The sequence below is a fragment of the Bradyrhizobium cajani genome (assembly GCF_009759665.1).
GTDB classification, from domain to species: domain Bacteria; phylum Pseudomonadota; class Alphaproteobacteria; order Rhizobiales; family Xanthobacteraceae; genus Bradyrhizobium; species Bradyrhizobium cajani.
Genome location: NZ_WQNE01000006.1, coordinates 252,346 through 278,935 on the forward strand (window position 1 = coordinate 252,346; position 26,590 = coordinate 278,935).

The following is a 26,590-nucleotide window of genomic DNA, read 5'->3' on the forward strand; positions in this document are numbered from 1 at the left end:
GTGCATCCTTCTCTTCTAATCGGAAGAGCGCTGATTCGGTGCAGCAGCAGTACGTTTATCTGTTGACGCGTCCTTGGAATTGCAAGCGACCGACCTGCGGTCTTTCTTCTTCGGCCTCCGCTCAAGCACGCAATTTTCAGCAGCCTCGATCGCAGCGCCTCCAGTCCTCAGCGATCCTAGAATGCGTCGCACGGCCGCCCTGCGATTTAAACTCTCAGCACTGCTAGGTCTTCGCTTGCACGTTCGCCGAACGACTTAGTCGGCTGATCCCAGTCGACCGAAGCTGGGCGATATCAGACGAGTGCGTCAAACGACAAAGAATGACAAGAGCCCTCGGTTAGGCGCCGAATTCGCCCCCCGTGATGTCGATCGTCGCTCCAGTAATAAAGCCCGCCATCGGCGAGGCCAAAAAGGAGGCGAGGTGTGCTACCTCCTCGGCCGTTCCGAAACGACCGATTGGAATACGGCTGAGGGCGGAGCGATTGACCGCGGCCTCTGCTGGCCCAGTGAGCTCACTGAGAATCCGCCCCGGGGCAATACAGTTGACGGTAACTCCATGTGGCGCGAGATCCCGTGCAGCAGCCCGGGTTAACCCGATCAGTCCCGCTTTCGACGCAGCGTAATGCGGACCGGCGATGAGCGGCACGGCACGGCCCGCGAGCGAGCCGATATTGATGATGCGTCCATAGCCGTTTGCAATCATGGATGGCGCGAGGAGACGTATGAGGGAGAACGGACCGCTGAGATTGACATCGATGACGCGCGCCCATTCCTCTTGCGACATTTGCGAAAGCCAGGGTACCTTCTGGTCTACACGCTTTGGCGAGATGCCCGCATTGTTCACCAGAACAGTAATTTCACCCCAACGTCTGCGGATCTGGTCAACAAATCGCTCCACCTCATTTTCCTGAGTGACGTCGACCACCCCCGCACCAAGCCGATCTTCTGGAGCTCTAAGGCTCTCCAGCGCACGCTGCACGTGGTTCGCCTTTGTCGCCACAAAGGCCACTCGATAGCCATCATTCAAGAACCGACGTACGATCTCAAGTCCGATCCCGCGTGCTCCTCCGGTGACGAGTACAGAGGACGGATCACTTTCAGTCGTCTTCGGTCTTCCCATTGGCATTGTTGCGCCGATCATTGCGAGTGTTCTTGGACCCGGTCGGTGAGCCGCTGGGACTTTCACAGTGGAACAAGGTGTCCCACGGCAAACGCCCGTCGGCCGCAGACGTTCTCGAGTTGCGGCTGTTCTGCTCTGGGCTAGGAATCGTTCTCACTGCGCCACAGGCGCTGGGGCCTTGTCGGGCTCAATCATGGCCTCAGGCACCTTCTCCAGAATACACCCACACAGCCGTTCTATGTCGTCAACCTCATGATCGGCCGTAATGCACACCCGAACGCCTGACTTTCCTTGTGCCACGGTCGGAAAGAAAATCACAGAGGTATAAAAGCCTGCATCGAGGAGTTCTCGGGCGAGTGCAATCGCCTTCGCTTCCGATCCAATAGCAACCATTCTGATTGGAAGTGAATTGCCATGCTCGGGAGTCTCGACGCGACGATCAAAAACCTTGATGCGTTGTGACAGCCGCATCTGCCGTTCGGCAAGCTCTGCCGATCGATGTATCTTGCAAGAGCCAAGCGCGGCGCCAACCGCTGCCAAGTTGGGCGCGACCGAAAATGCATAAGGAATCGCGTATCGCCGGAACAATGCTTCCTGCTCGGCCGTTCCCAGCATCAACATGCCCCCCGAAGCGCCGAAGCCCTTGGCCAGCGAGGCTGCTATGATTGTACGGTCCCCCAATATTTCGGGGAATTGAGTGCGTGCAAACCCCTCGCCTTGGCGCCCAAACAGCGAAATGCCGTGAGCATCGTCAATGTACAGAAAGAGTCCATAGCGCTCCTGGAGCTCACGAAGCTCCTTGATGGGCGCGGTTCCTCCCATCGAATAGACGCCGTCGCATACATAGGCAACTACTCTCTGTTCGCGGCACAAGCGTTCTAGAGCGTCAATATCATTGTGTTCGATCGTTTCCACTGCCGTTTCATCGGCAACCACCGGCTTATGATATGCGAGCGACACATGCGCGATGCGATCGAACACGACAAGTGGCTTTTTGCCGTCCGTCAGAAGGCCAGAAGCAAGAATGGGCATCGCCCCCAGATTGGCGAGCATGACCGTTGAAAACGCGATAACCCGCGCACTGAACATCTCCGACAGAGTGGCTTCGAGCTCAGCCAGAAGATCGAAATTAAGCCGTGTTCGTGCGCATGACCAGTGCAGCGATCCATGCGCCTCGATGGCGTCGATCGCGGCAGCCACGATTGTCGGATGATTATCCAACCCCAAATACGAACACCGCACGAAATCAATGACCTGCGGTCGGCCGCCGAGTGGACCGACGCCTAATGCAAAGGCGCGTCCAATCGTTGAACGTCCTTGTACAGCCATGAGACCGGCGCTGTGAGCTGCATCAAAATATGGCCTGCTCTTGTTGATCATATAAGCGGTGTTGCGAAAGTGTTCGCTCGGACGACCATGATCCGAAGCGGCGCGCTGCTGTCCCATTCCGTTCTCCATTCCATCTGTCAAGCGGCTGATTGGCACCACGCACGGCCTGACGAATTCGGCCCGACTCTACTTATCTTGAGGAACAGCCTGATCGGCTTTTATTCGCGCAAACGAACTAACACCAGGTCTTTCACCTTGACAGCTACTAGATCAAATGGGGCGATACATTACGACGAGCGCAACTTTGGACGATGCGCCTGTCGACCCTCGCCTCCATAATTCCGTCCAACAGTTGTCCGCCTTCGACGCAGACTGCGGATCAATCTTCGACCGGCCTCACTTGCAATTAGGGACTTGGCATGTCAGCTCCAAGGCCGTTTGAAAACGGCATGTGCGCAATAGTAAGCGGGCGCTCTTGCGACTTTTGACAAGCGCCATATCCATCATCTTCCAGTCCTAGTCGTTTTGGAATTGTGCGCCGAACCGATCGCAAACCGCGATCGACGGGGTGACGCGAGCCTGCGTTGCGGGCTTATGCTGAATCGCGTCCGACCGAGCTGAGGCGGACTCTCCGCATTCGAGGCCCATATGTTTGCCGCTGTGCTCGCGCAACTTTCATTCCGATCACACCAAACCCAAAACCTCGATCAGGTCGAACGCCGCCCTACAGAGCTTCTTGTCACGTGTGGGCCACTATCACGTCCAGCATGCTCGATGGCTGTCGAGAAAGCCTGAGAAGACTTCGACCACGAGTTTCGCGTCCGTGCGATTCATCGGCGTTGAGATCGAGGCGGTACCTCCAAGAGGCAGAATGATGCCGTTCTCTGCAAAGAAATTCACGAGCTGCTTCATCAATTTCGAGGCGTTCGGCGTTGGATACGCTTCACGATTATCATTCGGTACTTGGACCATCGGATGAACGCGAAAGAGTGAAGCGGCTCCCGTGACGCAGAACGGCGCTTCGCTTTTTGAGATAGCTCGCGCAATCCCATTCCGGACAAGGTTTCCAAGGTCTTCAAGGTGTGCGATGGCCGCATGATCTAAATGCCGCATCGCTGCCAGCCCGGCCTTAATGGAGAGAGGATTGGCGGAAAATGTACCGCCTTGGGGGAGCAGTGGTCGACCGGCCGAGGCATCAAATACTTCCATGACCTCGTGCCGACCACCGATTGCTCCAATCGGCAGGCCGCCACCGATGATCTTCCCCATCGTGATGAGGTCCGGAACGAGACCATACAGGGCCGACGCCCCCTCGAAGCTCTGCCTAAGATTCAGCACCTCGTCAGCAATTACCAGGACGCCATTCATACGAGCGGTCTCTTGGACTGCCGCAATGAAGTCCGGTTTTGGTGGAATTAATCCTGCGCGGCTTGGCATTGGATCTATGATGACAGCGGCAAGATCCCTACCGTGCAAAGACAGCAATCGGCGCGCGGCATCGGCGTCATTGAACCGCATCACAATAACTTCATCCAGCACGCTCGCGGGCATTCCACGATAGGACGGCGTCGACCTGGGACCACTCGGACTGCCCCAATTGTCCGGCGTCGCTGCAAGACTTACCTCGGCCCAGTCGTAGGCGCCATGATACGCCCCCTCCAGCTTTGCGATCTTCGAACGACCTGTGAACGCCCGAGCGGCCTTGATCGCAAAAAGCACCGCTTCAGTGCCGGTATTGACGAAGCGAACACGCTCGACGCGCGGAATGCGTTCGCAAAGCAGTTCTGCGAGGGCGATCTCCGTTTCTGTCGGATATGCGAAGCAAGTTCCTAGATGCAGCTGATGGGCTAACGCCTCCACCACGGGTCCAAAAGCATGCCCGTGGATCAGCGTCGTAAAATTTGCGTTCAGGTCGAGAAACTGATTACCATCCACATCGATAAGATAGCTGCCGTTTCCACGCGCGACATAGCGAGGAACCGGGTCCCGCTCGATACTTGCTCGTGACGTTCCATCAGGGAATACGAGTTGCGCGCGCGCAAACCTCTCCTTAGATCCTTGCCCAACCATTGAGGCTCCCATTATACCACGCAGCGGTCGCCGTCGTGCTCTGCTTTTGTTTGATCGCTCGCGCAGGTTATCCGGTCGCTAACCGTCCTTGATGTCGGCGCGATTGCCTGTGAGCCTCTTGTCTCAAGAAGCCCATATTCTTCCTGCCACATTGAACGTCTGCTCGACCGGTCGGCGCACTTTGGTCACACAGCGACCAGCTGGCTAGATGGCTTGCCTTTCGGCACTTGGCGAGGGATCTCGCGAAGAGGCGCTCAATTCATTCTTCTCATGATGATAGACAAGTCGTTGCAGTTCCTCCGAGGTCAACCAGACAAGCAAATCGTCGTCCATGATGTTCTCTTCAACGAGATGCAGCACCGACCCACCTTCCTCGTAGTGCGCATGTCCGTATTGCGCCAGAACACCTTTGGACAGCAGCCAGCGCTCAGCCAGTCCGACCACGAAGTCCGGGCTCCACATCGCGAACGAAATACCACGTAAAACTGCAGCCATGATCTCAGGCATGCCCTGCCCCCTGAAATCTTTGCGTAACCAAAAATCCCCGTGATAAGCGACCTTTCCAGTAATCTCCCTCGCCGTCGGCGCGGTACACCTGCAGCGATCTTGAGGATGCGCATGCATTGCGGGATCGGCATAGAACGCCCTCAAGGACTCAAGATTCGATGCAAAGTTGCTATCCTGCAGATCATATAGCCGCGCAGCCTCCACGAGCGCCACATCGTTATGCTTGTCGAGACCTATCATCCAGTAGCCCTGGCCCGGCTCTATCGGGGATCGATCTGGCCTGAAGTTTGGGTATGTCGGCTTCTTGGTCGGAAGAGCACTGGTAATCGCGACGTACTTATCAAAATCGAATCCGACCGAAAGCTTGATGCCTTTCTGAGCGGCTAGATCGTCATATATCCGAATAAAGCGTGAGACTTTCAGAATGTTCACTACGCTTTTCATGGCTGCGCTTGTCCTGTCCTGTTGAGCCATATCAGTGGCTACACGGAACCGTCAGCGTACAGCGTCGGCCGCGACCCGCGCTACTACCTACTTCGGTTGGCGACGATGAGTTCTTGCGGCTGCGAGCCCCTTCGTTGGACAAGTATGCGCTTTTCTTTTTTCAGGCGATCGGGTCAACCTTCCTCGAGGTATGCCTCACAACCACGCAACCGCAATACGACACGATTCATACTCCGCGACAGAGCAGTGGCGTGCTCAGCCGAGCAGAATAACCGACAGCCGATCCGCACGCGACCCAGCCTATTGCATAAGCGATCGCGCCGGTCTCTTTACAAAAAGCGAGGCCTGTAGCTTCTTGTCACCGGAACCTGGCCGCTCGAGAGGCGCCTGCCGGTTATGGCTTACAACCACAGCAGCGGCGCTCCGAGTGGCCTGCTCAAGGCGGATTGGAAAGGTAGGGCTCCAACTGCCCCCTTTCAGGCACAATCGGTATGCAGCATACGGTTTGCGCTTGCGAGCAAAGCTTACTTATACTCCCGCTCCGTCCACCACGGAAAATAGTCCGGCAGATCGGCCGGGACCCGGTCTTTGAATACGGCAGGTCGCTTTTCCAGGAAAGCCACCACTCCCTCCTTGGCATCAGCGGAACGACCGCGCGCATACATGCCGCGGCTTTCAAGCTTGTGGGCTTCCATGGGATCGTCGGCGCCTAGCATGCGCCACATCATCTGCCGGATTAGTGTAACCGACACAGGTGCTGTCTTCTCCGCGATCTGAACGGCTAACCCACGCGCTGCTGGCAACAGTTCGTCCTGCCGCACGATCCTGTTAATCAGGCGACCGGCGAGAGCCTCCTCTGCAGAAAATATCCGGCCGCTTAAGGACCATTCGAGCGCCTGGGCAATGCCGACCACGCGTGGTAAGAACCAGCTTGAGGCGCCCTCCGGAACGAGCCCACGCTGAGAGAACACGAAGCCAAAGCGCGCGGCATCAGTGGCGATCCGAATATCCATCGGAAGTTGCATCGTCGCACCCATGCCGACGGCTGGTCCATTAACAGCAGCGATTACAGGCTTGAGTGACCTAAATATCCGGATTGCAATCTTGCCCCCAGCGTCGCTGACCATGGGATCGCTGTAGTCCACCTTCCCATCGGGCAGCCGCTTCACCGGCCCGCGCCGCACGTCCCGATCAAATGTATCGCCGCCCAAGGAGAGGTCGGCGCCAGCGCAAAAGGCACGCCCGGCGCCGGTAACAATGACTGCGAGGACGTCATTATCCTTATCGGCGCAATCGAACGCATCGACGATCTCTCGCTCCATGAGAGCGGTACAAGCGTTCAGCTTGTCTGGTCGATTCAGTGTAATCGTGAGGATTTTCTCGTCAATCTCATACTTGATCGTCTCGTAGACCATGGCATTCCTTCACCGCTTCACATCCGCTCTTTATGCGTCTGGTCACGAAGACCTGGTCCGTTTTAGCGCCTGATTCAACGCCTGCTCGAATATTTCAAGACCGTGATCGAGCGTTTCACAATCGATCGTAAGTGCCGGCAAGAATTTCACGACCTGATCGACCGGTCCGCATCGTTCGACCATCAGTCCTCTCTCGAAGGCACCGCGTGCTGTCGCGGCTGCAGTCTCGGGCGTTTGGCAATCAAATCCGAACGCCATTCCGCGGCCCCGTACCGCAAAGCTATTTCCGTACTTGACTGCGATGGTCTCGAGCCGGTGCCGCATAACTTCTCCTAACCGCAGCACCTCTTTCCCGAAGGTCTCGTCCCGCCAATAGAGATCTATCGCCGCCATCGCCGCTACTAGCGCAAGGTTATTCCCCCGAAAAGTGCCAGTGTGCTCTCCCGGCTGCCATGCGTCGAACTCCTTTTTGATCAGCACCATTGACAGTGGCAGGCCGTAGCCGCTTAGGGATTTTGACAAGACAACGAGATCTGGCGACAGATCAGCGAACTCGAAGCTAAAGAAATTGCCCGTCCGACCACAACCCATCTGGACGTCGTCAACTATGAACAGAGCGCCGGCACTCTTCGCTACGGCTTGAACTGCCTGTAACCATTCTCTGCCGGCGACGTTGATACCTCCTTCGCCTTGGACCGTTTCGACGAGGATGGCAGCTGGGCAATCGACGCCGCTGCTCTCGTCGGCCAGCACTTTTTGCAGGTAGTCCGCTGTATCGACGTCAGGACCAAGATAGCCGTCGTACGGCATGAACGTTACACCGGATAGCGCAACGCCGCTGGCCGTCCGGTAAGCGCGATTACCGCTCGCGGCCATAGCCCCGAGGCTCATGCCATGATACCCATTTGTAAATGAGATAATATTTTGACGTCCTGTGACCTTGCGCGCGAGCTTGATTGCGGCTTCGATGGCATTGGCGCCGGTCGGCCCGGTAAACTGAAAGCAGTACTCTAAATTTCGCCTGGCAAGTATGACAGAGTTAAAGAGCTCCATGAAGTCGAGCTTCGCGGGAGTTGCCATGTCAAGGCCGTGGACGACGGCGTCCGATGCCAGATAGTCGGCAATGGCAGCCTTGATCCTGTGATTGTTATGGCCGTAATTCAGCGCTCCGGCTCCGGAGAGGAAGTCCACCACGTTTCGACCATCCTCGGTCAACATAGTTGAGCCACGCGCTCGGCTAAAGACGGCCGGAAAGGAACGAGAGTAAGAGCGTACGTTTGACTCCAGCGCATCCAACGCTTGCATCCTACGCGGTGCGTTCATCGCTCTAGCCATATATCACCTCTGCCAAGGCAAGTGATCAGCCTAACTAGTGAATCGTCCTTGTTAAGGAGACCAAGGTTCTCCGCCTGCATCCCGACAACTGCATTACCTGAGATCCAGGAGCAACGAAGCTGGCAAAACTGATAGTAGTCTCGGCTCCAGAATCATGCTCAAGGGGCATCACCTATTCGGACAATCAGAACACTTAGGCTTGAGCATCTTTCCGCGATGACCACAACACGCGCGCTCGCTTCATCTTCAGCCGCGGCCGGATAGAAGTGGGAGGCTGGTTCGCTTGCGCGATATAAGGACACTTCCCGTGCATACTTGTCCATTATCCAGGATCGACACGTTAGTAGCCCGCTCCAAGGTGGCTCCGTGACAAGTGCGTAGAGGTCTCTGCGCTCAGCGGGTAGAGACCTGAAGTCGCTCAAGCTTGCGCCATCCTGGAGCAAAGCGGAGCAAAATGCCTCTGTCACTGGACATAGTAGGACCGGCTAGTTTTGGTACATCTTCTTTTCGGTTGCGAACTCTGGCTGGGACAACATGGTTGTGCCAATAATCCGATCTTTCGCCAATTGCGTGATCTCATCGTCGGAGAGCCCAAGAAGCTCAGACAGGATTTCTCTATTGTGTTGTCCGAGCGTTGGCGCCGCCGTGCGGACCAGATAAGGCTTTGCGCTATCACGAATGGGCATCGACGGCTGCGGATGGACTCCGATGAAAGGGCGTTCGAGTTCCTGCAAGAAGCCACGCGAGCGGAGATGCGGATCTTTCAGCAGGTCAATCGGCAAGCGGGCTACACCGGATGCAACTTTTGCGGCTTGCAATTCGGCCATGGCGTCATCCTCATCGCGATTGACCGTCCAAGCTTCGATGGCTCTTTCAATTTCATCCTCAATGGCTCGACGAGCCGCGGCAGTTCTCAGCGAGGGGTCCATCGCCCAGTCTGTTCGACCAAGGAGCGTGGCGAGCCTCTCCCACATGTCATCGTCGGTAGCTGCGACTATGATCCATTTGTCTTCGCCCGCAGACCGAAAACAGCCATGCGGCACGAATTGTGGATGTCGATTGACATATTTTTGTGCAGCTTCACACTGGAGGAGCGGCGCAGCCTGGCCGCACCGTAAGCCGCTGATCGACTGAACAGTGATCCACGGCGCTGCGAACGGCATCAGACATTCGACTTGGGCTAGATCAATGAACTGGCCTTGCCCAGTCCTGTGAGCATGAATCAATGCAGTCAGCACCGCTGCGCAACCGTTCAACCCCCCGACGGGGTCGCCAAAAGCGATGTGAGTCATAACGGGTAGTCCATCGGGCGTGCGGATCACACCGGGAAGCCCAGAAGCCTGCTCGAGTGTTGAGCCGTAGGCTCGGCACTCGCGATGGACGCTGTTCGTCCCAAATGCCGACATCGACATCATGACCAGCCGGGGGTTGAGAGCCCTCAGCACGTTGTAACCAAGTCCGAGTCTTGAGAGGACGTCGACTGAAAAATTGTCAACTGCAATGTCGGCTCCTGCCAACAAACGTTTTGCAAGAGCGAGCCCCTGCGGGCGCTTCAAGTCGAGTGTAATTCCTCGCTTGTTTCGGTTGACCATGCAGAAGCAGAGCGCCTTTTCGTACATTTTATCAGTCACGTAGCCAGGACGCCGGTCAACTCCGCGCCACCAATCCGGATATTGGATGGCCTCGATCTTGATCACATCTGCTCCCAGGTCGGCCAGTGTGCGCGTACAAAGAGGGCCGGCCCAACCCATTGTGAAGTCGACGACTCGAATGCCGTGCAAAGGTCCCCGATCAGCACGTAGGCGCAGAGCCGCATCAGATTTGTCAGACGCATCTGTTCGGCCGCCTGCGAACACCTGCTGCTCGCCCGCGGCCGGCACTTTTCCGCCCTGCCGTGGCGGGGTCGATGTCAGTCGCAGCACTGAGCCGACGGTCAGTCCTCCTTCTTCACCCATCCGGACAGGCACGATTGCGCCGCGAGCCAATCGCTCCGGGTCTTCGAGGAGATCGGATATTTCCGGCACTGGTACGATCGGGATCTTGCGTGTCAACCCTTCCGCAAACCATTCGAGTGCAGTCCGTGTTTTCAGCTTCGGCATGAACTGTCGTTCGACAAGGTCGGCATTCTGCAGACGACCTTCGTTGAAGGCCAGCGCCGGCTCATCACGCAATTCGGGCAAGCCGAGCATGTCGCAGAATGCCCGCCATTGCTCCGGCTTGGCGGTCGTGACGCCGATCCAGCCACATTTTGTCGGGTATATGCCGGTCGGGAAGTTAGGCCAAAAGCGATTGATTCCAAGCCGGCGCATGACATCGCCCTGCGCAAACGCCTCGAACATCAGATATTCGGTCAAAGCGATATTCGATTCAAAGATGCTGACCGACCACGATGCCCCGCCGTCGTCATGCGTTTGCTTCACCGCCGAGCTGGCCGCAGCGATAAACCCCCACAGACCGGCAACAATACCCGCCTGGAAATCTGGAGCGTGCAACGGCGGGCCTTCGGCAGGCCCGGCCAACTTGACTAGGCCGGCCAATGCTCGCACGGTGGAATCGGTCGCGGAAAATCCCGCATAAGGTCCCTCGGCGCCGAACCAACTCGCCTCAACATGGATCAGCCCTGTTCGCCGGTGGCGGATAGCGCCAATATCGATCGATGGGCAATCAGCCGGATCAACGTCGCGACCATCGATCAGAATGTCGCACTCCTCAATCATGGACTTGAGCTGCGGAATCGCGTTCGGCCCCGATGGGTCGATGATTGTACTTGATTTATTAAAGTTCAGGAATGCAAACCACGCACTCTGGCCGCTGGGCGTGAGTGGCGCACTGCGCCGAATTGGATCTCCGGTCGGCGGCTCGACCTTCTGCACATCGGCGCCGAAGTCGGCAAACAGCCGCGCGCAATAGCTGGTCGCGGCCGCGCTACCGAGCTCGACGATGCGAAGATGGGAAAACACTTGCATTCAGAACTCCAGTTTAGTCCGCGTTTATGCACCGAACCACCGCTGGGCGACTTGAAACTATCCACCTATCTGAGCATTAGCTGAAGCTACTCAGCTACGACCGCCTTCCCTTCAGAAGGCACGCACGTCTCCGCGAGGGGGTCTCTGTGACATTTTCCCCTGTGCTCAATTGCCAGCCTCCTGGCAGGGAATAAACTACTGCCTCCTCCAAAGCACCTACAAGGTTGGAGAGTACGCAGGCACACGGCCTGACGTTCCTTCTTAAGTCAAATCTTGCGCACGATCGAAGCCGCGCGTGTACTCTTCGGGATGCGCGAATGTTGTCTCATCAGCCGTTCGATCCACCACGTCCTGGTTCGCAGGGCTACGTGGCCGTGCGGACTGCCCTAGCGCTGGCCGCACTCGCGATAGACCTTCCACATTTCGGCAGCAGGCACAGTATTCGAGGTTGTCCAGGCGCTTTTCGGCGCTCGCCCCAGGCGTAATAACGGCCAGCAACAGCACAAGCACGGCAGATATCAGCCGCACTAGAGGCTGTTAGGAACCAGCAGCGGGTTTAGCGACGTTTTTGAGCATGATGCATGCGAAAGCGATGAGGTGGAGATCGGCGAGGGTCTGAGCGCATCGCTCGTAGTCTTTGACAAGTCTTCGGAAGCGTGTGGCCCACGCGAAGGATCGTTCGACGACCCATCGCCTTGGGAGCAGCACGAAGCCTCGTTTGGCCTCCGACAGCTTTATGACCTCGAGGGCAATGCCGTGTTCTGCAGCCGCCATTGCAGGCTTGTCGCCTGTGTAGCCCTGGTCAACGAAGGCGACTTCGACGCTCTGACCAGTCTCTGCCTGAATCGTCTTGGCGATCCGGCCAATCTCGGCGCGATCGTCGGTGTTGGCGGGCGTGACATGCAGCGCCAGAAGATGGCCGAGCGTATCGACGGCCAGATGCAGCTTCGAACCTTTTTTGCGCTTGGCTCCGTCGTAGGCGCCGCGGGCGCCACTCTCGGGCGTCGAGCGTAGAGTTCGACTGTCGATGATGGCGGCGGTCGGCTGCGCGGGTCGGCCAGCCGCAAGGCGCAGGATGACGCGCAGATCCTCGGCCAGGGCCTCAAAACAACCCGCGCGCAACCACCGCTGCGCCTGTTGATAGACGATCTCCCACGGCGGCAAATCGTTCGGCATCCAGCGCCAGGGCGCGCCGGTCTTCACGATATCGCGCAGGCCGTTGAACACCTCGCGAAGCGCATGCGTCCGCTGCGAGGCGTCCTCGGGCAAAAGTGTCAGATACGGCGCAACAAGCGCCCATTCGTCTTGGGAAACGTCAGAAGGATAAGGCTCGCGGGGAATCGACATCCCGCAAACCTCAACATATCTATGGTTAATCAGTCCCTAACAGCCTCTAGTTAATTGCCGCGATGATCCTCGACGAGATGAAAGCTCATGTCCGGTTTGCGGCAAAGATCGCGATCGACGTACAATATATCGGACTTCAGGCACTGCCGTTTGTTCTCCTGGTAGCCGGGCGATCTCCGAAGTCTGATCCGCTGAGATCGGCAATTCCTGCGTGGCGAGGCGCCGCGCCGCCGACGACGGCTCCAGCCGGAACTTGTCGCGGCCGGGTCGCAGCACCGAGTCGCGAAACCGAACTCGTCAACGGCCGACCCGGATCGACCAACCACTCGAGACCACCACTTAAACAACTTGTGGCTTTTATTCGTCCGTGAACGAGCCGTTGATTCACTACCGCTTTGACACCTCCAGAGCCTACGACTGGTGTCCACTCCGGAGGAGGCTCACGACCTGCACAAAGACTTGCGTTCAATCGCGAACAGCGACTCAATGCAGAAAATCAGAGAAGCAGCAATTGTGATCAAGCCCAGGTGTTTAGTCCAAGCCTTTGATGGTCATCATCATCACGCGATTCGAAGAAGGCGCTTCAGACACGTTGTAGGCTCTGCCACCCAGAGGGGGAGAGCAGTCCGTCGAGCAACAAGCCGGAGAGCAGTCGCCAAGCGGCTGTGAGTCACAATGCCTGTCCCGGAGTGGAGGCATGTGAGATCGTCGCCGGACGTCCGACTGGGCCGCAAGAACGCGAACGCGATTGACCTCGGAATGATTGATCTTGGCGAACCGATGCTCGATCCATTCTCGACCGGATAGGCCTTGAATGTTCTCCTCGAAGACGCTGTGCGTCTCGAGAAGGCGGCCTCGATTTTCGAATAGCTCCCCACTTCCTGAGCGGGCCGACAGACTGCGCACGCTTTCAGCCGTCGCCGATGAGCGGTCAAGACGATCATTCGCACAGCTCAATATATAAAAAGTCTCTCCTATCACTTCCCGCTGACCATTTCCCGAGTCTGGTTCACCTGCAGTTTTGCGTAGGCTGACATCAGTCCGGCTTCATCGGATAGCGTCACCAGCTTAAAACCCATGTTGATCGCGCGCGCCGCGCCTTCGGCGCCGCCGCAATGGATACCTGGATAGAGCTTCCGCTTGTTGCACTCCTTGACTACTTTCTCGTAGATACGGAGGATCTTTGGCTCGGTGTGGTCAACCTTCGGACCGAGCCCATAGGAGAACCCGAGATCAGTGGGGCCGATATATACGCCGTCGATGCCATGAACGTCGAGAATTGCCTCCATATTCTCAACCGACGTCTTTGTCTCTACCATCGGTAGTATCACGATCTCCTCATTGGCTGTCTTCTGATAAGTGCCTGGCGCGCTATACATGCCAGCCCGGATTGGCCCATTGGACCGGGTACCGTCCGGCGGGTATTTCGCGTACGATACGAGGCTTTTCGCCTCCTGAGCTGTGTTGACCATCGGGCAGATCAATCCGTAGGCCCCACCATCAAGTGCCTTGCCTATGATACCTGGCTCGTTCCAAGGCACGCGAGCCATCGGCGTAACGGGATGGCTTCGCATAGCCTGGAAGCACTCGACCATGGACATATAGTCTTGCACTCCATGCTGCATGTCGACGGTGACGCTGTCGAATCCGCATTGAGCGATGACCTCGGCTGCAAAGCCAGACGGAATCGAGAGCCATGCATTCACCACAGCGTCACCCGCACTCCAGATTTGCTTCACTTTATTGCTTGACATGGACTGTATTCCCTTTCATTTCGCTGTTCCATCCCGGAGAAAGAGCCGAGGTCGGCCCTCCTTTGGGCTAGCTGGACACGTCCGGATGTTCAAGCCTCGTGCCAATTGCAACAGCACTAGATTAAAGACCACCTCTGAAGCGCCTGTCATAAGCTCAACAGCCAAATCGAATGATTCAATCGGTGTGTACCCCGGACGTCGAAATCCTTCTGACACTATAAAGTGCTCAGCATGCGAGATGATAACAAGCGCACCTTGCCTACGAGGCGACCTTAAAACATTCGCTAGAAAGATGGTTGAGGGGGAATCGGCATAAGACCCTTTGCAACATGCGTTGTCGCTACCCTTAAGAATGTATGATGCGCTACAATCGTGTGATCAATTGCGGTGCGCTCGGCTCTCGCGACAACTGCTCGCCGTGCGACTATCCCGCCAATCGAAATTCACTATGCGTTTGGAGCGATAAAACTAGCCGCCTCCTTGCGGGCGAACCGTTCCTTGATCGCCGTTGTCGGCCATCGAAATATTGACGATTGGCGCGCCCTTCACTCGCTTCCAGCCGTAAGAGGCTGGCAAAGAATTTGGCCGTACATTTGCTTGCCTAAACAGCTAACGCTTGAGCGTCATCATTACCGCGCATGCGACCGTTCGAAACCTTGAACCCCTCTGCTATCCAAGCCTCACCGAGTTCAGCCGATTGGCAACATCAAACATTAATGGCCCGCGTTGATCACGTTGCCATCTTCCCGTGACTGAGGGCAGTGTCAATCTCGAACAGCGACATTCTCGCCATACGACCCAATTTGGCAACTCGGCAGAAGAGATGTCCCCTGCTGAAGGGACTCCAGCTCGAATGAGCTAAGCCAGCTATCGTATGGACGGCTCCTAGCAGACCAAAATAGAAGGATCCGCAAATAGCTGCCAGTTTCACGGCGCCAAGATTACAGCTTTCATTGCCATTCTGGTGCGATGAACCAGCTGCCCACATGCAGTGTGCCTAACAGCTCGTGATGGTCGTCCTTGATACCTCTCTGGGCACGCCTGTTCTCGAGCTCTGCTCATCCAGTGTTTGACGCGCCAAAAGGGCTCGGCATGAGTTATGCTAGGCCGTAGGGTGCTCGTTGGGCGCGGCTAAGTGCTCTCGATCTTCGAAGGTCCTTCGGATTATAGAGCGATAGTTGATTCTCGTGTGAGTAGCTTCTCAGACTAGGTGTTCTCGATCATGGCATCACAAACAGCACCATCTCTTGGAATCCTGCAACTCGAACGCGGAGTACCGCCCGGTACAGCATCGCCTACGCCAGCGCCCGGCTCGATGCTGAGTACGCTTACGTTCGACTTCCCGACCATCGTCGAAACTGTCCCAGGAGCCTGGGTGGAGAATGTGGTTCAAGGGGATCCGACGCTCGAACCCGCCTACATCGTGGCCGCACGGCGGCTAGTCGAAAGAGGTGCCGTTGCGATCAGTTCGACCTGCGGCTATTCGATCCGACATCAGCCAGCAGTTGCCGCATCGGTGAATGTACCCGTAGTCATGTCTAGCCTCATCTTGCTGCCGGCACTACTTCGTCAGTTGGCTCCGCAGGCCGAGATCGCTGTCGTGACATATGACTCGATTCATTGTGAGGAGCGTCTACTTGGGCTCGATGATCCGGCGCAGCGAGCGAGGGTCGTTGTTGCGGGGATCGAGGGCGGAAAGTACTGGCGTGACGAATTGAAGCGCCCGGCGCCTCCGACAGACGTGACCGCTATGAGGGCAGATGTATCGAACTGTGTCGCACGTCTCCGCGGGGCACATCCGCATATTGGAGCTATCCTATTCGAATGCGCAGGGTTCCCGATCGTCGCACCAGCAATCCGGCGTATCGCCAGGATACCAGTCTACGACATCACGAGCCTTTGTCGTATGACGATGGCTTCTGTCGCATCAGATTGTCCATAGCTCTGGAGTGATCATGGCGGCGGGACAGGGCACTAAGCATCCTATCCTGAGCCCGATGCGTATAGCCGCGGGTTCGGTCCGTCGCCCGGAACAATAGCAAGGTCTGACTTGGCCCGCGCCGGACTAGCGGACCGGTGGAACCGCCAGTCACGGGCATTCACGCTAACAAATGGAGGTCTGCCAAGCGCGAGCGGTTTTCTCGTTGCACACATCCCGCCCTCAATCTGATCGGCGCTTCGACGCGACGTAGGCGCATGCGACCTGATCTTGGTCAGGGGCGGCGAGCCGCAGCATACCTGCGAGTGCGCCGAAAACGGCAGAATTACGCTTCAACAAGGTGGCGACCCAGGACGCAATAAAAACCAGCTGTACGGATCCACGGAGCTCAGCTGAAAAAGTCGAATTCAGCGCCAACGCCTGTCCTCCGCGTCATAAACGCCGGTGAGCGGATTGCCGACGGCCATGAGCTCGCGTTTGAGCACCTTATTACTCGAGGAGGTTCTAGGAAGTTTAGGTGTGTAGGCAACATACCGCGGCACCTTGAACACGGCAAGATTGGCGCGAGCGTGCTCGAGAATGCGTTCGACGGGCACATCGTTCTGAGTGATTCCTTCTTTCAGCTCCACATAGATCTTGACTTCTTCCCCGCGCTTCGGATCGTCAACGGGCACGGCAGCTACATCGGCGATCTCGGGAATCTCCCGGATAACCGCCTCCACCTCACGTGCAGCGATGCTCTCGCTAGAGCGTCGGATCATGTCCTTCGTGCGTCCTACGAGCCAATAAAAACCTAGAGCGTCTCGCCTTAGAAGGTCACCGGTCTTGAACCACCCGCCTTCAAACGAGGCGGCATTCGCCTCCGGCTTATTCCAATAGCCTTTGAGAATTCCACGACCGCTCACCCATAGTTCGCCAACTTCGCCGACTGGGGTGGGGGTACCGTCCTCACTCATCACCCTTAGCTTCCGAAAGGGAGAACGAAGTCCCACCGAAGCCGACTCAAGCATGTCGTCAAGGCCGTTCGGCATCTGCGTGCCAAAGCCGATTTCCGTCATTCCGTAAGCATCTTGGGTCCACAATCCAAACCGGTTTCGAAGCTTGCGCTGCGTAGTGGGGCTGCAGCCCCACGTCAGGCCCTGCTTGAGGCAGGTCACGCCGTTTTCGTTGTCGGCCTCAGCTTGGCGTGCGGCCAGTTCGTGAAACATGCACCATTCAATACGGTACTGCTTGACCCAACCCATGAATCGTGTCGAGCTGATTGAAGGGGCCAGGTAAAGAGTGCCGCCCTGCCGATAAGATCTGAGAAGATGTTCCTGAGGGTCGGCATAGAAGAAAGGTTGCGCAGACAGATACCTCCGGTATGGATGCCCGTCTCCGTAGACCGCTTGGTACGAACGCACCCCCCAATAGTCGTGCGTCAGCATGCACCCTTTCGGAAAACCCGTTGTCCCTGACGTATATTGAATGTTCAGCAAGTCTTCCGGTCGGATATCCTCCTCCACTAGAGAGTCCTTGCGCCCCTTGAGCAGTTTATGAAGCGTAACGGCTGTTTCGTCGGCTGCTGCCCCAACAAAGATTACCTGTTCCTTGGCAAGGCTTTTCGGCCAAGGATTCATCGCCCAAAATACAGACCTTTTCGAGTGGTCGAGCACAGCAAACTTGGCCTGTGTGTCACTAAGAACGTACTCGATCTCCCTCTGCGTATAGCGCATATTAATAGGCACCATCACCGCACCAAGCTTGGCGATCGCGAACCACAAGATTGGAAACGCGATGCAGTTTGGCAACATCACCCCGATCCGATCTTGCTTACGTACCCCGAATGCCCGCAGCGCGTGCGCATGTCTGTTCGACATCAAATCGAGTTCTAGATAGGTCGCGCGCTCATCGCGATCAAAGACCTCGAGCGCGGTCGTTGAACCATGAGTTTCGGCCCGCTTTGAGACCAGATGCCCAATCGTAATTGGTTCATATGTACGTTCGAGCATCTCGATTCTGCAAAATGCATTTGCGACACGCTGTTGCAGCTGGCCTTGTTGATTGTTTTCGAACTCCAGCATTCGACACCTCACATGTTGGGGGACCGAGCAGACTTAGCCAACGGCAGAAGCATTCAGTTCGGCCGCCATCGTTTTCGAGCGTCACCGCCCGTCCCATCTATCATCCCGAGTAGGGGCATTGACAAACCAGACCATCACCGAGCGCTCCGACGACTCGTCAACACGTGGGGCAGCTCTCCCAAGCTTGACCAGTAGTTGGTGAGAGCACAAACTGCGTGATTGAGAAACACTCTCGTAGTCCCGAGCATTTTTGTCCAATCTGCTGCGGAACGCACCGAGATGCGCACTAGATCATCCGTATTGTCCTAAGAATGAACTGCATCATAGACACTGGGCAATTCCTACATCCCCGACAAGAATTGGTGCACTACAGACTCCTATAGGTCCGCCCCTCAGCATTCCTAAACGAGCTCCTGCGCACCATAATGTCGCTGACGTTCCGAAGTTTCAGCTGCAACATTCGTCATCCAGGTGGTCGCCTTCATTCACGGCAGGCAGAAACGAAAGACTCTCCCACGGTAAGCGCGCTACTTCGGCGAGCTTTACCTTACGTGTCGTCCAACCACTTCATTCCAGTTCTTGCGCCGGCGCGCGCTGGACAAGGCAGCTCTGCGTGCAGGCGCGCCAATTCCTGCAACCGGTTGCGAACGTCCGCCTGCACAGGACTGGGGCGTCCCGTGCCAGCGTCGACGTGAATCAACACTTGTTCACCCGTGGCGATAGGCTCCTTCTCGTCCTCACGCGCAAGTACATGGAAAATGCGTAGGCGCATTTTGTCGACGCCGAGGACATGCGTTAATACCTGGACTCGGTCGCCTGCAGTTAGCGTTCCCAGAAGAGAGAGACGTACCTCCACATCACGATAACTACCGTAGTTTGAGAGGTAGTCGTCGTCTATGCCAACCTGCCGAAGCAGATTACCGCAAGCGCGTCTGCAGAGCTCAAGCTGCCCAAGATCGGTGATATGTCCGTGCCCCCCTATCCAGTCGGGCGGCAGCGTAAGCGTCGGCATCCGCAGAGGTCCAGAGCCGCTAGTTAGCTCGGCTGAGAAAGCGCGCGCCCGTAGCCCCCGCTCCCAACGCGCAAGCGTCTTACCTGGGCCATAATCCTGCGAGCGCAACCCCCGCAGCACCGCAACGAGCAAGTCGTCGCGCTTCTGTTCAATGGGAATATCCAGAGGATCGGCCAGCGACAGAGACTCTGCCTGCTCGGCGATCTTATGTAGGAAGCTGCGATCGAAATCGGGCTTGTCAGTAAGCCTAGACCATGGCCATTTGAACGCCCATTGCGCCAGGTAGGCCCGCATACCGTCGGCGCCGCCGTTCAAACGGTAAGCTCCCATCGCAGCCCGCCGCAGCGCCCAAGAGTAGCGAACCGCGTCATCGATCTCCCCCAGCGTAGCGACGTCGTCATGCACCAACCATAGCGCCTCACGCGCGACCGCGTCACCCAACCGATTCGCAATAAACCCGTCCACCTCTTTGCGGACCACCAGTGGATGCATCCCCACCGCTCGGAAGGTCGCCGCCGCCCGCTCCATGCTCTCGGGCGCCGTGCGGTGTCCGGCGCACAATTCAACGAGTGGCAGCAAGTACACGGGTTGGAACGGGTGAGCGACGAGCAGACACTCGGGGTAATCCATCTTCGCCTGCAATAATGACGGCCGAAATCCTGAGGTGGAGGAGCAGATGATGGTCGCAGGGCCGGCCTCCCGGCTGGCAGTGGCGAGGAGTTTCTGCTTGAGCTCAAGTTGCTCCGGCGCGGACTCCTGGACGAGATCCACGCCCTGCACCGCGTCCGCTAAAGAACCGACTACCGTGAGTGCTCCTTCGGTCGGCAATGGTGCAAGTGTCAACCGCCGATATGCCCGCCGTGCGTTGGCCAACATCTCTTGCGCGCGCTCTAGCGCCCTTGGCGAGGGGTTATAGAGTCGCACGTCTACTCCGTTGAGAATGAACCGCGCGGCCCAACCCCCGCCGATAACTCCACATCCTAGGAGACCGACCACTCTAGGCAGGCTCTCAGGCACCCCCATTGCACTCTGAGATACGCTCTTTAGATTTGATCTGTCTGCCATGCCTAAAGCCTTAGCTTCTCGCGCATCTCATCCGAGCTCATCACCCGCACACCGATCCAATCGAGAATCTCTTTCGCCCGCCGCACGAGCTCAGCGTTGGTCGCCAGTCGCCCGCGGGAGAGGTATAGGTTATCTTCCAAACCTACTCGTACGTTCGCACCGGCCAACGGTGACAATACAGCATACGGAAGCTGCATCGCTCCCACAGCGAATGCTGAATAAACGGCATGCTCCGGAAGCTGATGCACCATCGCTAACAGAGTGGTCAGATCCGGCGGTGCACCATTGCCAGTGCCCAAACACAGCTGATACAACGGAATACCGTCGATGAGCCCTTCTTTGAGCAGATCGTTTGCCAACACCACATGGCCGGTATCGAACACCTCGAGTTCAGGCTTCACACCGATCTCTTTGCAGCGTGCGGCCATCGCGCGTAACATTCCGACTGTATTCACCATGACACCCTCTACATTGACCTTGCTGCTCTTCGAGCCACAATCCAACGTACAGATCTCGGGTCGGAGTTCCTCGATGTGTGCGAGCCGTTCGCGAGCGCTCGCCATCCATGTCGCTGGCCCCAGCGGTAGCGGACCTTCGGGCCCACCCAGTACGATATTACAGCCCTCGCCCGTGGTTAAATTGAGCACGGGTTTCACGTCGGACTGCCGAATGCGCTTCACCACAGCGCGCCATAATTCTGGATTCAGAGAACCTTCCTGCGTCTCAAGGTCACGGACGTGGAGATGCACCGCTGCCGCCCCCGCTCGCGCGGCCTCTATCGATGACTCGGCGATCTCCTCTGGGGTTACGGGTACATTCTTCTGCCGCGGCGCTTCCCCTCCCCCAGTGACCGCACAGGTAATGAAGACCTCCGAAATCATACTCGCTGTTCCTTGCTGAACGCTGGACCAGCCCCCAACCCAGAGGAGACGAACAAGTCTCATCTCTTTCCATTCTAATGCCCAGCCTCAAACACTATCGGCGCATCGATTAGGCCGAGCAGAGTTCATCTCGCCACGGGTCCTAGCGGCCATCTCCGCCGCAGCGAACCCTTGGCGCAGTGACCTCAGCAAACAACGTGCCACTCGCACCAGTCGTGTGCGGTGTTTGGTTAAAGGGACAAAACAAGCCAAACTGGTTACGCACTCTTATGATGATGGCGACGAACCGTTCAGTTTACGACCGAACCGTAAGCAATCGGACAGGTCGGGCGCGTGATAGAGGTCCCCATCTGATCACTAGTCGCATCTTATGGAGCACTTAGATCCACTGGCTCCCCAATGCTTTGCGCTGCCGGCTCCAGAGCCTCATATATTCTCTCCGCGCAGCCAGGCGTACGGTTGCGCGTGCACCATGCTGTTCTGTTTCGCCGACCTCGAGCATAGTTCTCGATCAACACTCCCTGGCACAGACTTACTCCCATCGGGAACAAATGAGTCCGCGGCGAGCATCATCGCTCGCAAGATTTCCATCTATTTTTGTTGTGAATCGCGCCCACACAGATGGCACCGAGTTCAAGTTGGCAACCCAACTATTAGACGAGAGCATGCAGGACTGACAAATAGGGGGTGCACTGTGTCCACGTAGCGACGTGACGAGGTCGCGGTCGAGCAGCTCGGCCATTTTTGACCTCACGGATCCTGGCGGGCGGCTTTCCCGCACTCGGCTCTTCCCGAGAGTAACCCACGTCATATCCGCGCCGGCGCCCATGTGCGAGTGATGAGTGAAGTTAGCAGACGCAAGCGTGCCGACAGGGTCTCGAACTCCGGCCAGCCCATGCGCCGAATCCTCTGGCTACGCCGTCTCAGACAACGCAGGCGCACTTCGCGGTAGAAGCCGTTGAGCGCTGGATAGTTGTGCGGCCTGCCATAATAGCCATAGTGCCGGCGCAGCACGGCGGCGAGCCGCTCGTGCTGCGCGGCCAGTGGCGCGTGCATGACCCGCCAAGCCTCCTGGCGCAACGCCGTCAGCTTGCGCGTCAGGCGTTTCCCTTCCGCGATGAACCGGCCATTTCGGGTCCGCCTACAGTAATGGGCAAGGCCGAGGAAGACGAAGGTCTCTGTCCGCCGCTCGCCCCGTTGCTGACGCGAGCACCGCGGACCGGCCAAACCCGATCAGCCGCGTCTTGTCCTCATGGAGCATCAGGCCGAAGCTGGCCCAGCCGCGCCTTGAGGGCCAAGAGCATTTCCTGCGCATCTGCCTTGTTCTCAAAACCCGTGACGAAGTCGTCCGCGTAACGCACGAGCACGATGCGACAGCGTGCGCGGAGACGACACCATTGATGGGTACAGAGATCGAGGATGTACTGCAGGAAGGTGTTAGCAACGAGCGGGCTGATGCCCGCCCCTTGTGGCGTGCCCCTGTCGGTTTGTTGCTTCGCAGCTCTCAAGACGCCAGCTCCCAGCCACGGCCCGATGACCCGCAAGATGCGAGGATCGGCGATCCTGTGCCCAGCTTCCAGACTGGCCCTACCTGTGGACCGACGCCACCTATGTGAAGGTGCGCCAGTTGCCATCCGCCTTGAGATTGATGGCGGCGGCCGTCAGGTAGGCCTTGATCTTCATGTTCGGTAGACCGGGCCGTAAGGCGCGCGCGAGTCCGTGCCAAGTTTTGGCTTCGCCGTGGAAACCCTCTGGGCGCCAGCGATGGCGTTCATAGAGACGTCGATCCTGCTTACTCCATCGCTCGCGACGGCGGCGGGCGCGCAGCAGTGCCGGATAATGGTCACCGACAACGACCGCTTTGTTAACCCGCGCTTTGGATCGGCAATCGCCCTTGAGCGGACACCGGGCGCAATCCTTCGCCTTCGAGTAAAAGAAGCGGCTGCGCGCTGGGCCGCGCGGGCGCAAGATACGTCCTCGCGGGCACTGGATGTCGTTCTTAGCATCGTACCGGAAGCGTGTGGTACGCGACTCTTGATTGGTTCGGGCTTTAGCTGGGACGAAGGCATCAATGCCGCGCCGCTCGAGCGCGCCATAGACTTTAGCGTAGGCATAGCCCGCGTCGGCGGTGACCTTGATGTCGATGCCCTTGCGGCTTCGTTTGTTGGTCCAGTTCGTGACCGCGACTTCCAGAATGACACCGACCTTGTCGTCGACAGCCGTGTGCTGCTGTAAGCGGGTTCCAGCCGCCGGTTTCGGGCATTCGTAGCCATTGTCGCATCGGGATCAGTCGTGCAGACCCTTTTGTACTCCCGCTTGGCCGGCCCTTTCTCTCATCCTCGCTTCATCTTCGCTTTGATTTTCGCTCAGCACATCCGCCACATGCTGCTCGGTGAGGCTGTCCCAACTCACGTTGGCGACGCATCGATCGATGTGAACTACTTCGGCTGTTGCGATCTTGGCCTTCAGGCAGGCCTCGACCTGCGTTTAAAGATCCTACGGAATTGCTCTTCGCCCCAGCGCTGGCGGATGCGCGTCAGGCTGGAATGGTGCGTTGGCTGCTCGTGCAGGCCATAACGAGCAAACCAGCAAATGGCGATGCTGACCTGAGCCTCACGGATCAGCTTGCGATCGTGTACGATGCCGGTCAGCAGACCCGCGAGCATCAGGCGAACCGCGGCCTCCGGATCGATGCCTGGCCGACCGTCGTTCGCGCAATAGCAGTCGGAGACCTATTCCCTTAGCCAAGATAGGTCGAGCACGCGATCGACCCGCGCTAGCACGTGCTCAACTGGGACGAGCTGTCTGAGCGAGCCAGTGATGAAGAGCTCCAACTGATCCCGCTCCTTGCGCCCCAGCATCTCGTTTGGTCCGGCGATCGCGAATCGCCGACGAGAACGGAATCAGCCATTTGCAGCTTTTTTCAACGACCCCGCGTGCACTTCATGCGCAATGCGCTGGCGCATGCCGGCAAGAGCGGGCGGCGGGTCATCTCCACCTTCATCTCCACCGCGTTTGCCCAGGACGATGCCGAGGCAGCTAAGGAGCAATGGCGCAAGGTCGCCGACCAGCTCCGCCCGAAGTTGCCCAAGTTTGCGGGCTTCTGGACGACGCCGAGACCGATGTGCTGGCCTATACGACCTTTCCCGCAGCACCGAACCAAGCTCCACTCCACGGATGAGATGGACAAGCGACTTTTAATGATCGCCCCGATGACGATTGCGGGCATCGCGTCCATTCTTTTGTTCGGCCGCGGCGCGGGCCATTCTTCCGTCCCGGCCACCGATCTCGCAGCCGCCGCGCGCAGGGTCGGCCAAGGCTGGCCGCGTTTGCGGCCACCGCACGGCTTGGCCTTGACCGGCCCGAGCACGGCGGCATGCTGGCGTGGAACGGGACTGCATTCCTGGCTGGCACTTGCCGTCAGCGGCGGTTATGGTTGTCGGGCGCGGGCGACCTCGTGGCGAAGCGTGACGCGTCGGCTGAAAGCGTCACCGGACTGCCTATTTTGTCCTGCCGAGCTGAGGCGCCCGCGCGCCGGGTTTCGGCCGCCGCGGTTTCCATTGCGACACCAATCGTTCGTAGTTTCGCTGCGCCTGGGCGGCAATCAACATCTCACGGTTGCGCAGCGCCTTGATGTTGTAGGCATAGGCTGGTCCGCGCCGGCTGCCCTTCTGTTGCGGATGTCCAGCTTGAAGTGGCATTGCGCGGGTCTTGTTGGCGACCAGCGCCGGACGCGCCCACAGGTAATCCTCGCCCTTCGTCAACAAATGCCAGCAGAGCACTGTGAGCTTGCGAGCCACGGCCACCGCGGCGACCTGATGGCCACGCCGGGCGCGAATCCGCACGAAAGAAGCATGCAGTGGACCGGGCGCCTTGGCCGCGGCCCAGGCGGCCTCGACCAGCATGGCGCGCGCGTGACTGCGGCCGATCTTTCTGATGCGACCGTGACGGGCGGCTCCCAGTCCCGACTTCCGCACCCGCGGGTTCAGCCCGAAATAGCTCACCAGCTTCTGCGGGCTGTCGAACCGGCTGATGTCGCCGATCGCCGCCACGATGCCGGCGGTGACCGCCAGATTGACGCCGGTGATCGTCATCAATCTGTTGACCGCGAGATCGCCGATAGCGACCTGCGCGATCTCACGGTCGAGCAGAGCCAGCTCTTCCGCCAGCCAGTCAAGCTCACGGACATGCCGATCGATGGCCGCGCGCTCATCGTGCGGCAGCTGTTGGGCCGCCAACCACGCCCGGCCGCGGGCGTTGAAAAGATCGGCATGCGGGCAGTATTCCGGGTTGTCACCCATCAGCCGGGAGCCAACTCAACGCGCCTTTCAAGCGCCGAGGTAGACCTTCGGCCGAACGCACATCACTTGAGCCGCGTGCGATGGCGCACGACCTGCGGCAGGTACCCGGCCGCCTGCAGACTGGCGAGCGTGCCGGCATCGATCTTGTCGGTCTTAACGTGAGCCTGGGCGATCGCCTTCACCTGCAGCGGATGGGCGATAATCACCCGCGCCACGAACGGCGCCAGAACCCGCGACACCGCCATGCTGTTGGCAGTCGCTTCGACCACCACCTCATCACTGGCCAGCAGGGTCTTGCCAAATCCTCCAGCGCAGTCCGCGTCATATCGATGCGGCCCGCATGTCGGAGCCTGCCGTCCTCCCAAAACACCACCTCGCCGAAAGTTCGGTGGACGTCGATGCCAATCACCCGTCGCATTCGCACCTCCTGCCAGACATATGACGGGAGCTGCGGGCGACACGACAACTACGGATTCGCGCTCCCAGCGCAACCGGGCGAGTCGGAGGCGGCCAGCTACTAACTCGAGCTCTCGGCTCATCGAATAACATCGGCCTGCCCGCACTTCGTGCTCCCGGGCCTCTGTCCCGATGGTCGCACCATACGCCACGATGTAGAACACCGCAGCGGGAACGTTGGCACCGAGACATCTCATACCGGTTACCAACCCGATCGAGCGCCTTAACGGCGAGATGAAGCGGCGCACCGGTCAGCATCTTCGCGAAGGAAAGATGCGATCGTCCGCCTCATCAGCGCGATCCTGGCTCGAGGAGAACGATGAATGGGCCGTCCAGCCTGCCCGCTATATGACGCTCGAAAGCTCGCGCCGTTGAGCGATGATCCAACCGTCAGCCGTCAGGCTATCAAGCTGATCAGCCCGGCCCATGCCGGTGAATGCGGTGACCCTCCGCCGGCTACACCACGCAACGGGACACGATCTATTCTGTCAGTCCTGCTTCGACTCTGGAGTGTGAGACCAAGACCTTCCCTCAATTTTTAGCCAATCCAGAGTTCGCCCTGGCAGCTCGATGTGCGCAGTTGGGA

Annotated in this window: 14 protein-coding genes and 3 pseudogenes; 1 reads left to right on the forward strand and 16 read right to left on the reverse strand. The window is 58.1% G+C overall.

The genetic code is table 11. The annotated features are described in order from the left end of the window. Nucleotides 1-337: 337 nt before the first annotated feature. The 15 genes and pseudogenes from GPL20_RS10895 to GPL20_RS39430 form a co-directional block, all read right to left on the reverse strand. On the reverse strand, nucleotides 338-1,141 hold the full coding sequence (locus GPL20_RS10895; RefSeq protein ID WP_246250289.1) for an SDR family oxidoreductase: 804 nt from the start codon (nucleotides 1,139-1,141) through the stop codon (nucleotides 338-340). 132 nt (nucleotides 1,142-1,273) lie between these two features. After that, complete coding sequence (locus GPL20_RS10900) at nucleotides 1,274-2,566, reverse strand: 8-amino-7-oxononanoate synthase family protein (protein ID WP_246250305.1); 1,293 nt, start codon at nucleotides 2,564-2,566, stop codon at nucleotides 1,274-1,276. Nucleotides 2,567-3,205: 639 nt separating this feature from the next. Next, on the reverse strand, nucleotides 3,206-4,519 hold the full coding sequence (locus GPL20_RS10905; RefSeq protein ID WP_246250307.1) for an aspartate aminotransferase family protein: 1,314 nt from the start codon (nucleotides 4,517-4,519) through the stop codon (nucleotides 3,206-3,208). Nucleotides 4,520-4,723: 204 nt separating this feature from the next. Beyond that, nucleotides 4,724-5,470, reverse strand: a complete 747-nt coding sequence (locus GPL20_RS10910; protein WP_157329532.1) for a hypothetical protein — start codon at nucleotides 5,468-5,470, stop codon at nucleotides 4,724-4,726. Nucleotides 5,471-5,994: 524 nt separating this feature from the next. Beyond that, nucleotides 5,995-6,885: a crotonase/enoyl-CoA hydratase family protein gene (locus tag GPL20_RS10915; protein ID WP_157329533.1), complete on the reverse strand. Its 891-nt coding sequence runs from the start codon at nucleotides 6,883-6,885 to the stop codon at nucleotides 5,995-5,997. A gap of 42 nt (nucleotides 6,886-6,927) precedes the next feature. After that, nucleotides 6,928-8,190 (reverse strand): diaminobutyrate--2-oxoglutarate transaminase, encoded by a 1,263-nt coding sequence (gene ectB / locus GPL20_RS10920; RefSeq protein WP_157329577.1) that lies wholly within the window; start codon nucleotides 8,188-8,190, stop codon nucleotides 6,928-6,930. 515 nt (nucleotides 8,191-8,705) lie between these two features. After that, entirely contained in the window at nucleotides 8,706-11,186 is a 2,481-nt protein-coding gene (locus GPL20_RS10925) for a CaiB/BaiF CoA transferase family protein (protein WP_157329534.1), read from the reverse strand. 537 nt (nucleotides 11,187-11,723) lie between these two features. Beyond that, on the reverse strand, nucleotides 11,724-12,533 hold the full coding sequence (locus GPL20_RS10930) for an IS5 family transposase (protein WP_157329535.1): 810 nt from the start codon (nucleotides 12,531-12,533) through the stop codon (nucleotides 11,724-11,726). A gap of 977 nt (nucleotides 12,534-13,510) precedes the next feature. Further along, complete coding sequence (locus tag GPL20_RS10935) at nucleotides 13,511-14,287, reverse strand: HpcH/HpaI aldolase family protein (RefSeq protein ID WP_157329536.1); 777 nt, start codon at nucleotides 14,285-14,287, stop codon at nucleotides 13,511-13,513. Between the two features lie 2,346 nt (nucleotides 14,288-16,633). Beyond that, nucleotides 16,634-18,289, reverse strand: a complete 1,656-nt coding sequence (locus GPL20_RS10940) for a class I adenylate-forming enzyme family protein (RefSeq protein ID WP_157329537.1) — start codon at nucleotides 18,287-18,289, stop codon at nucleotides 16,634-16,636. 547 nt (nucleotides 18,290-18,836) lie between these two features. Then, nucleotides 18,837-20,366, reverse strand: coding sequence for a 3-hydroxyacyl-CoA dehydrogenase NAD-binding domain-containing protein (locus GPL20_RS10945; RefSeq protein WP_347340026.1), 1,530 nt, complete (start codon nucleotides 20,364-20,366; stop codon nucleotides 18,837-18,839). Nucleotides 20,367-20,368: 2 nt separating this feature from the next. Then, nucleotides 20,369-21,247 (reverse strand): beta-keto acid cleavage family enzyme, encoded by an 879-nt coding sequence (locus GPL20_RS10950; protein ID WP_157329538.1) that lies wholly within the window; start codon nucleotides 21,245-21,247, stop codon nucleotides 20,369-20,371. 807 nt (nucleotides 21,248-22,054) lie between these two features. Beyond that, on the reverse strand, nucleotides 22,055-22,303 hold the full coding sequence (locus GPL20_RS39420) for a hypothetical protein (protein ID WP_246250310.1): 249 nt from the start codon (nucleotides 22,301-22,303) through the stop codon (nucleotides 22,055-22,057). A 194-nt stretch (nucleotides 22,304-22,497) separates the two neighbouring features. Continuing rightward, nucleotides 22,498-22,755 carry a reverse transcriptase domain-containing protein gene (locus GPL20_RS39425; protein ID WP_246250311.1) on the reverse strand — a complete coding sequence of 86 codons (258 nt, stop codon included), beginning with the start codon at nucleotides 22,753-22,755 and terminating at the stop codon, nucleotides 22,498-22,500. A 130-nt stretch (nucleotides 22,756-22,885) separates the two neighbouring features. Beyond that, a pseudogene (locus tag GPL20_RS39430) lies at nucleotides 22,886-24,108 on the reverse strand (transposase); the annotation flags it as partial. On the opposite strand from GPL20_RS39430, the pseudogene GPL20_RS40275 reads away from it, so the two are divergent. Continuing rightward, nucleotides 24,031-24,417 (forward strand): annotated as a pseudogene (locus GPL20_RS40275) (transposase); the annotation flags it as partial. The pseudogenes GPL20_RS39430 and GPL20_RS40275 sit on opposite strands and share 78 nt — an antisense overlap. Nucleotides 24,418-24,747: 330 nt before the next feature. On the opposite strand, the pseudogene GPL20_RS10980 reads toward GPL20_RS40275, so the two are convergent. After that, nucleotides 24,748-25,948, reverse strand: a pseudogene (locus tag GPL20_RS10980) (IS110 family RNA-guided transposase). Between the last annotated feature and the right edge of the window lie 642 nt (nucleotides 25,949-26,590).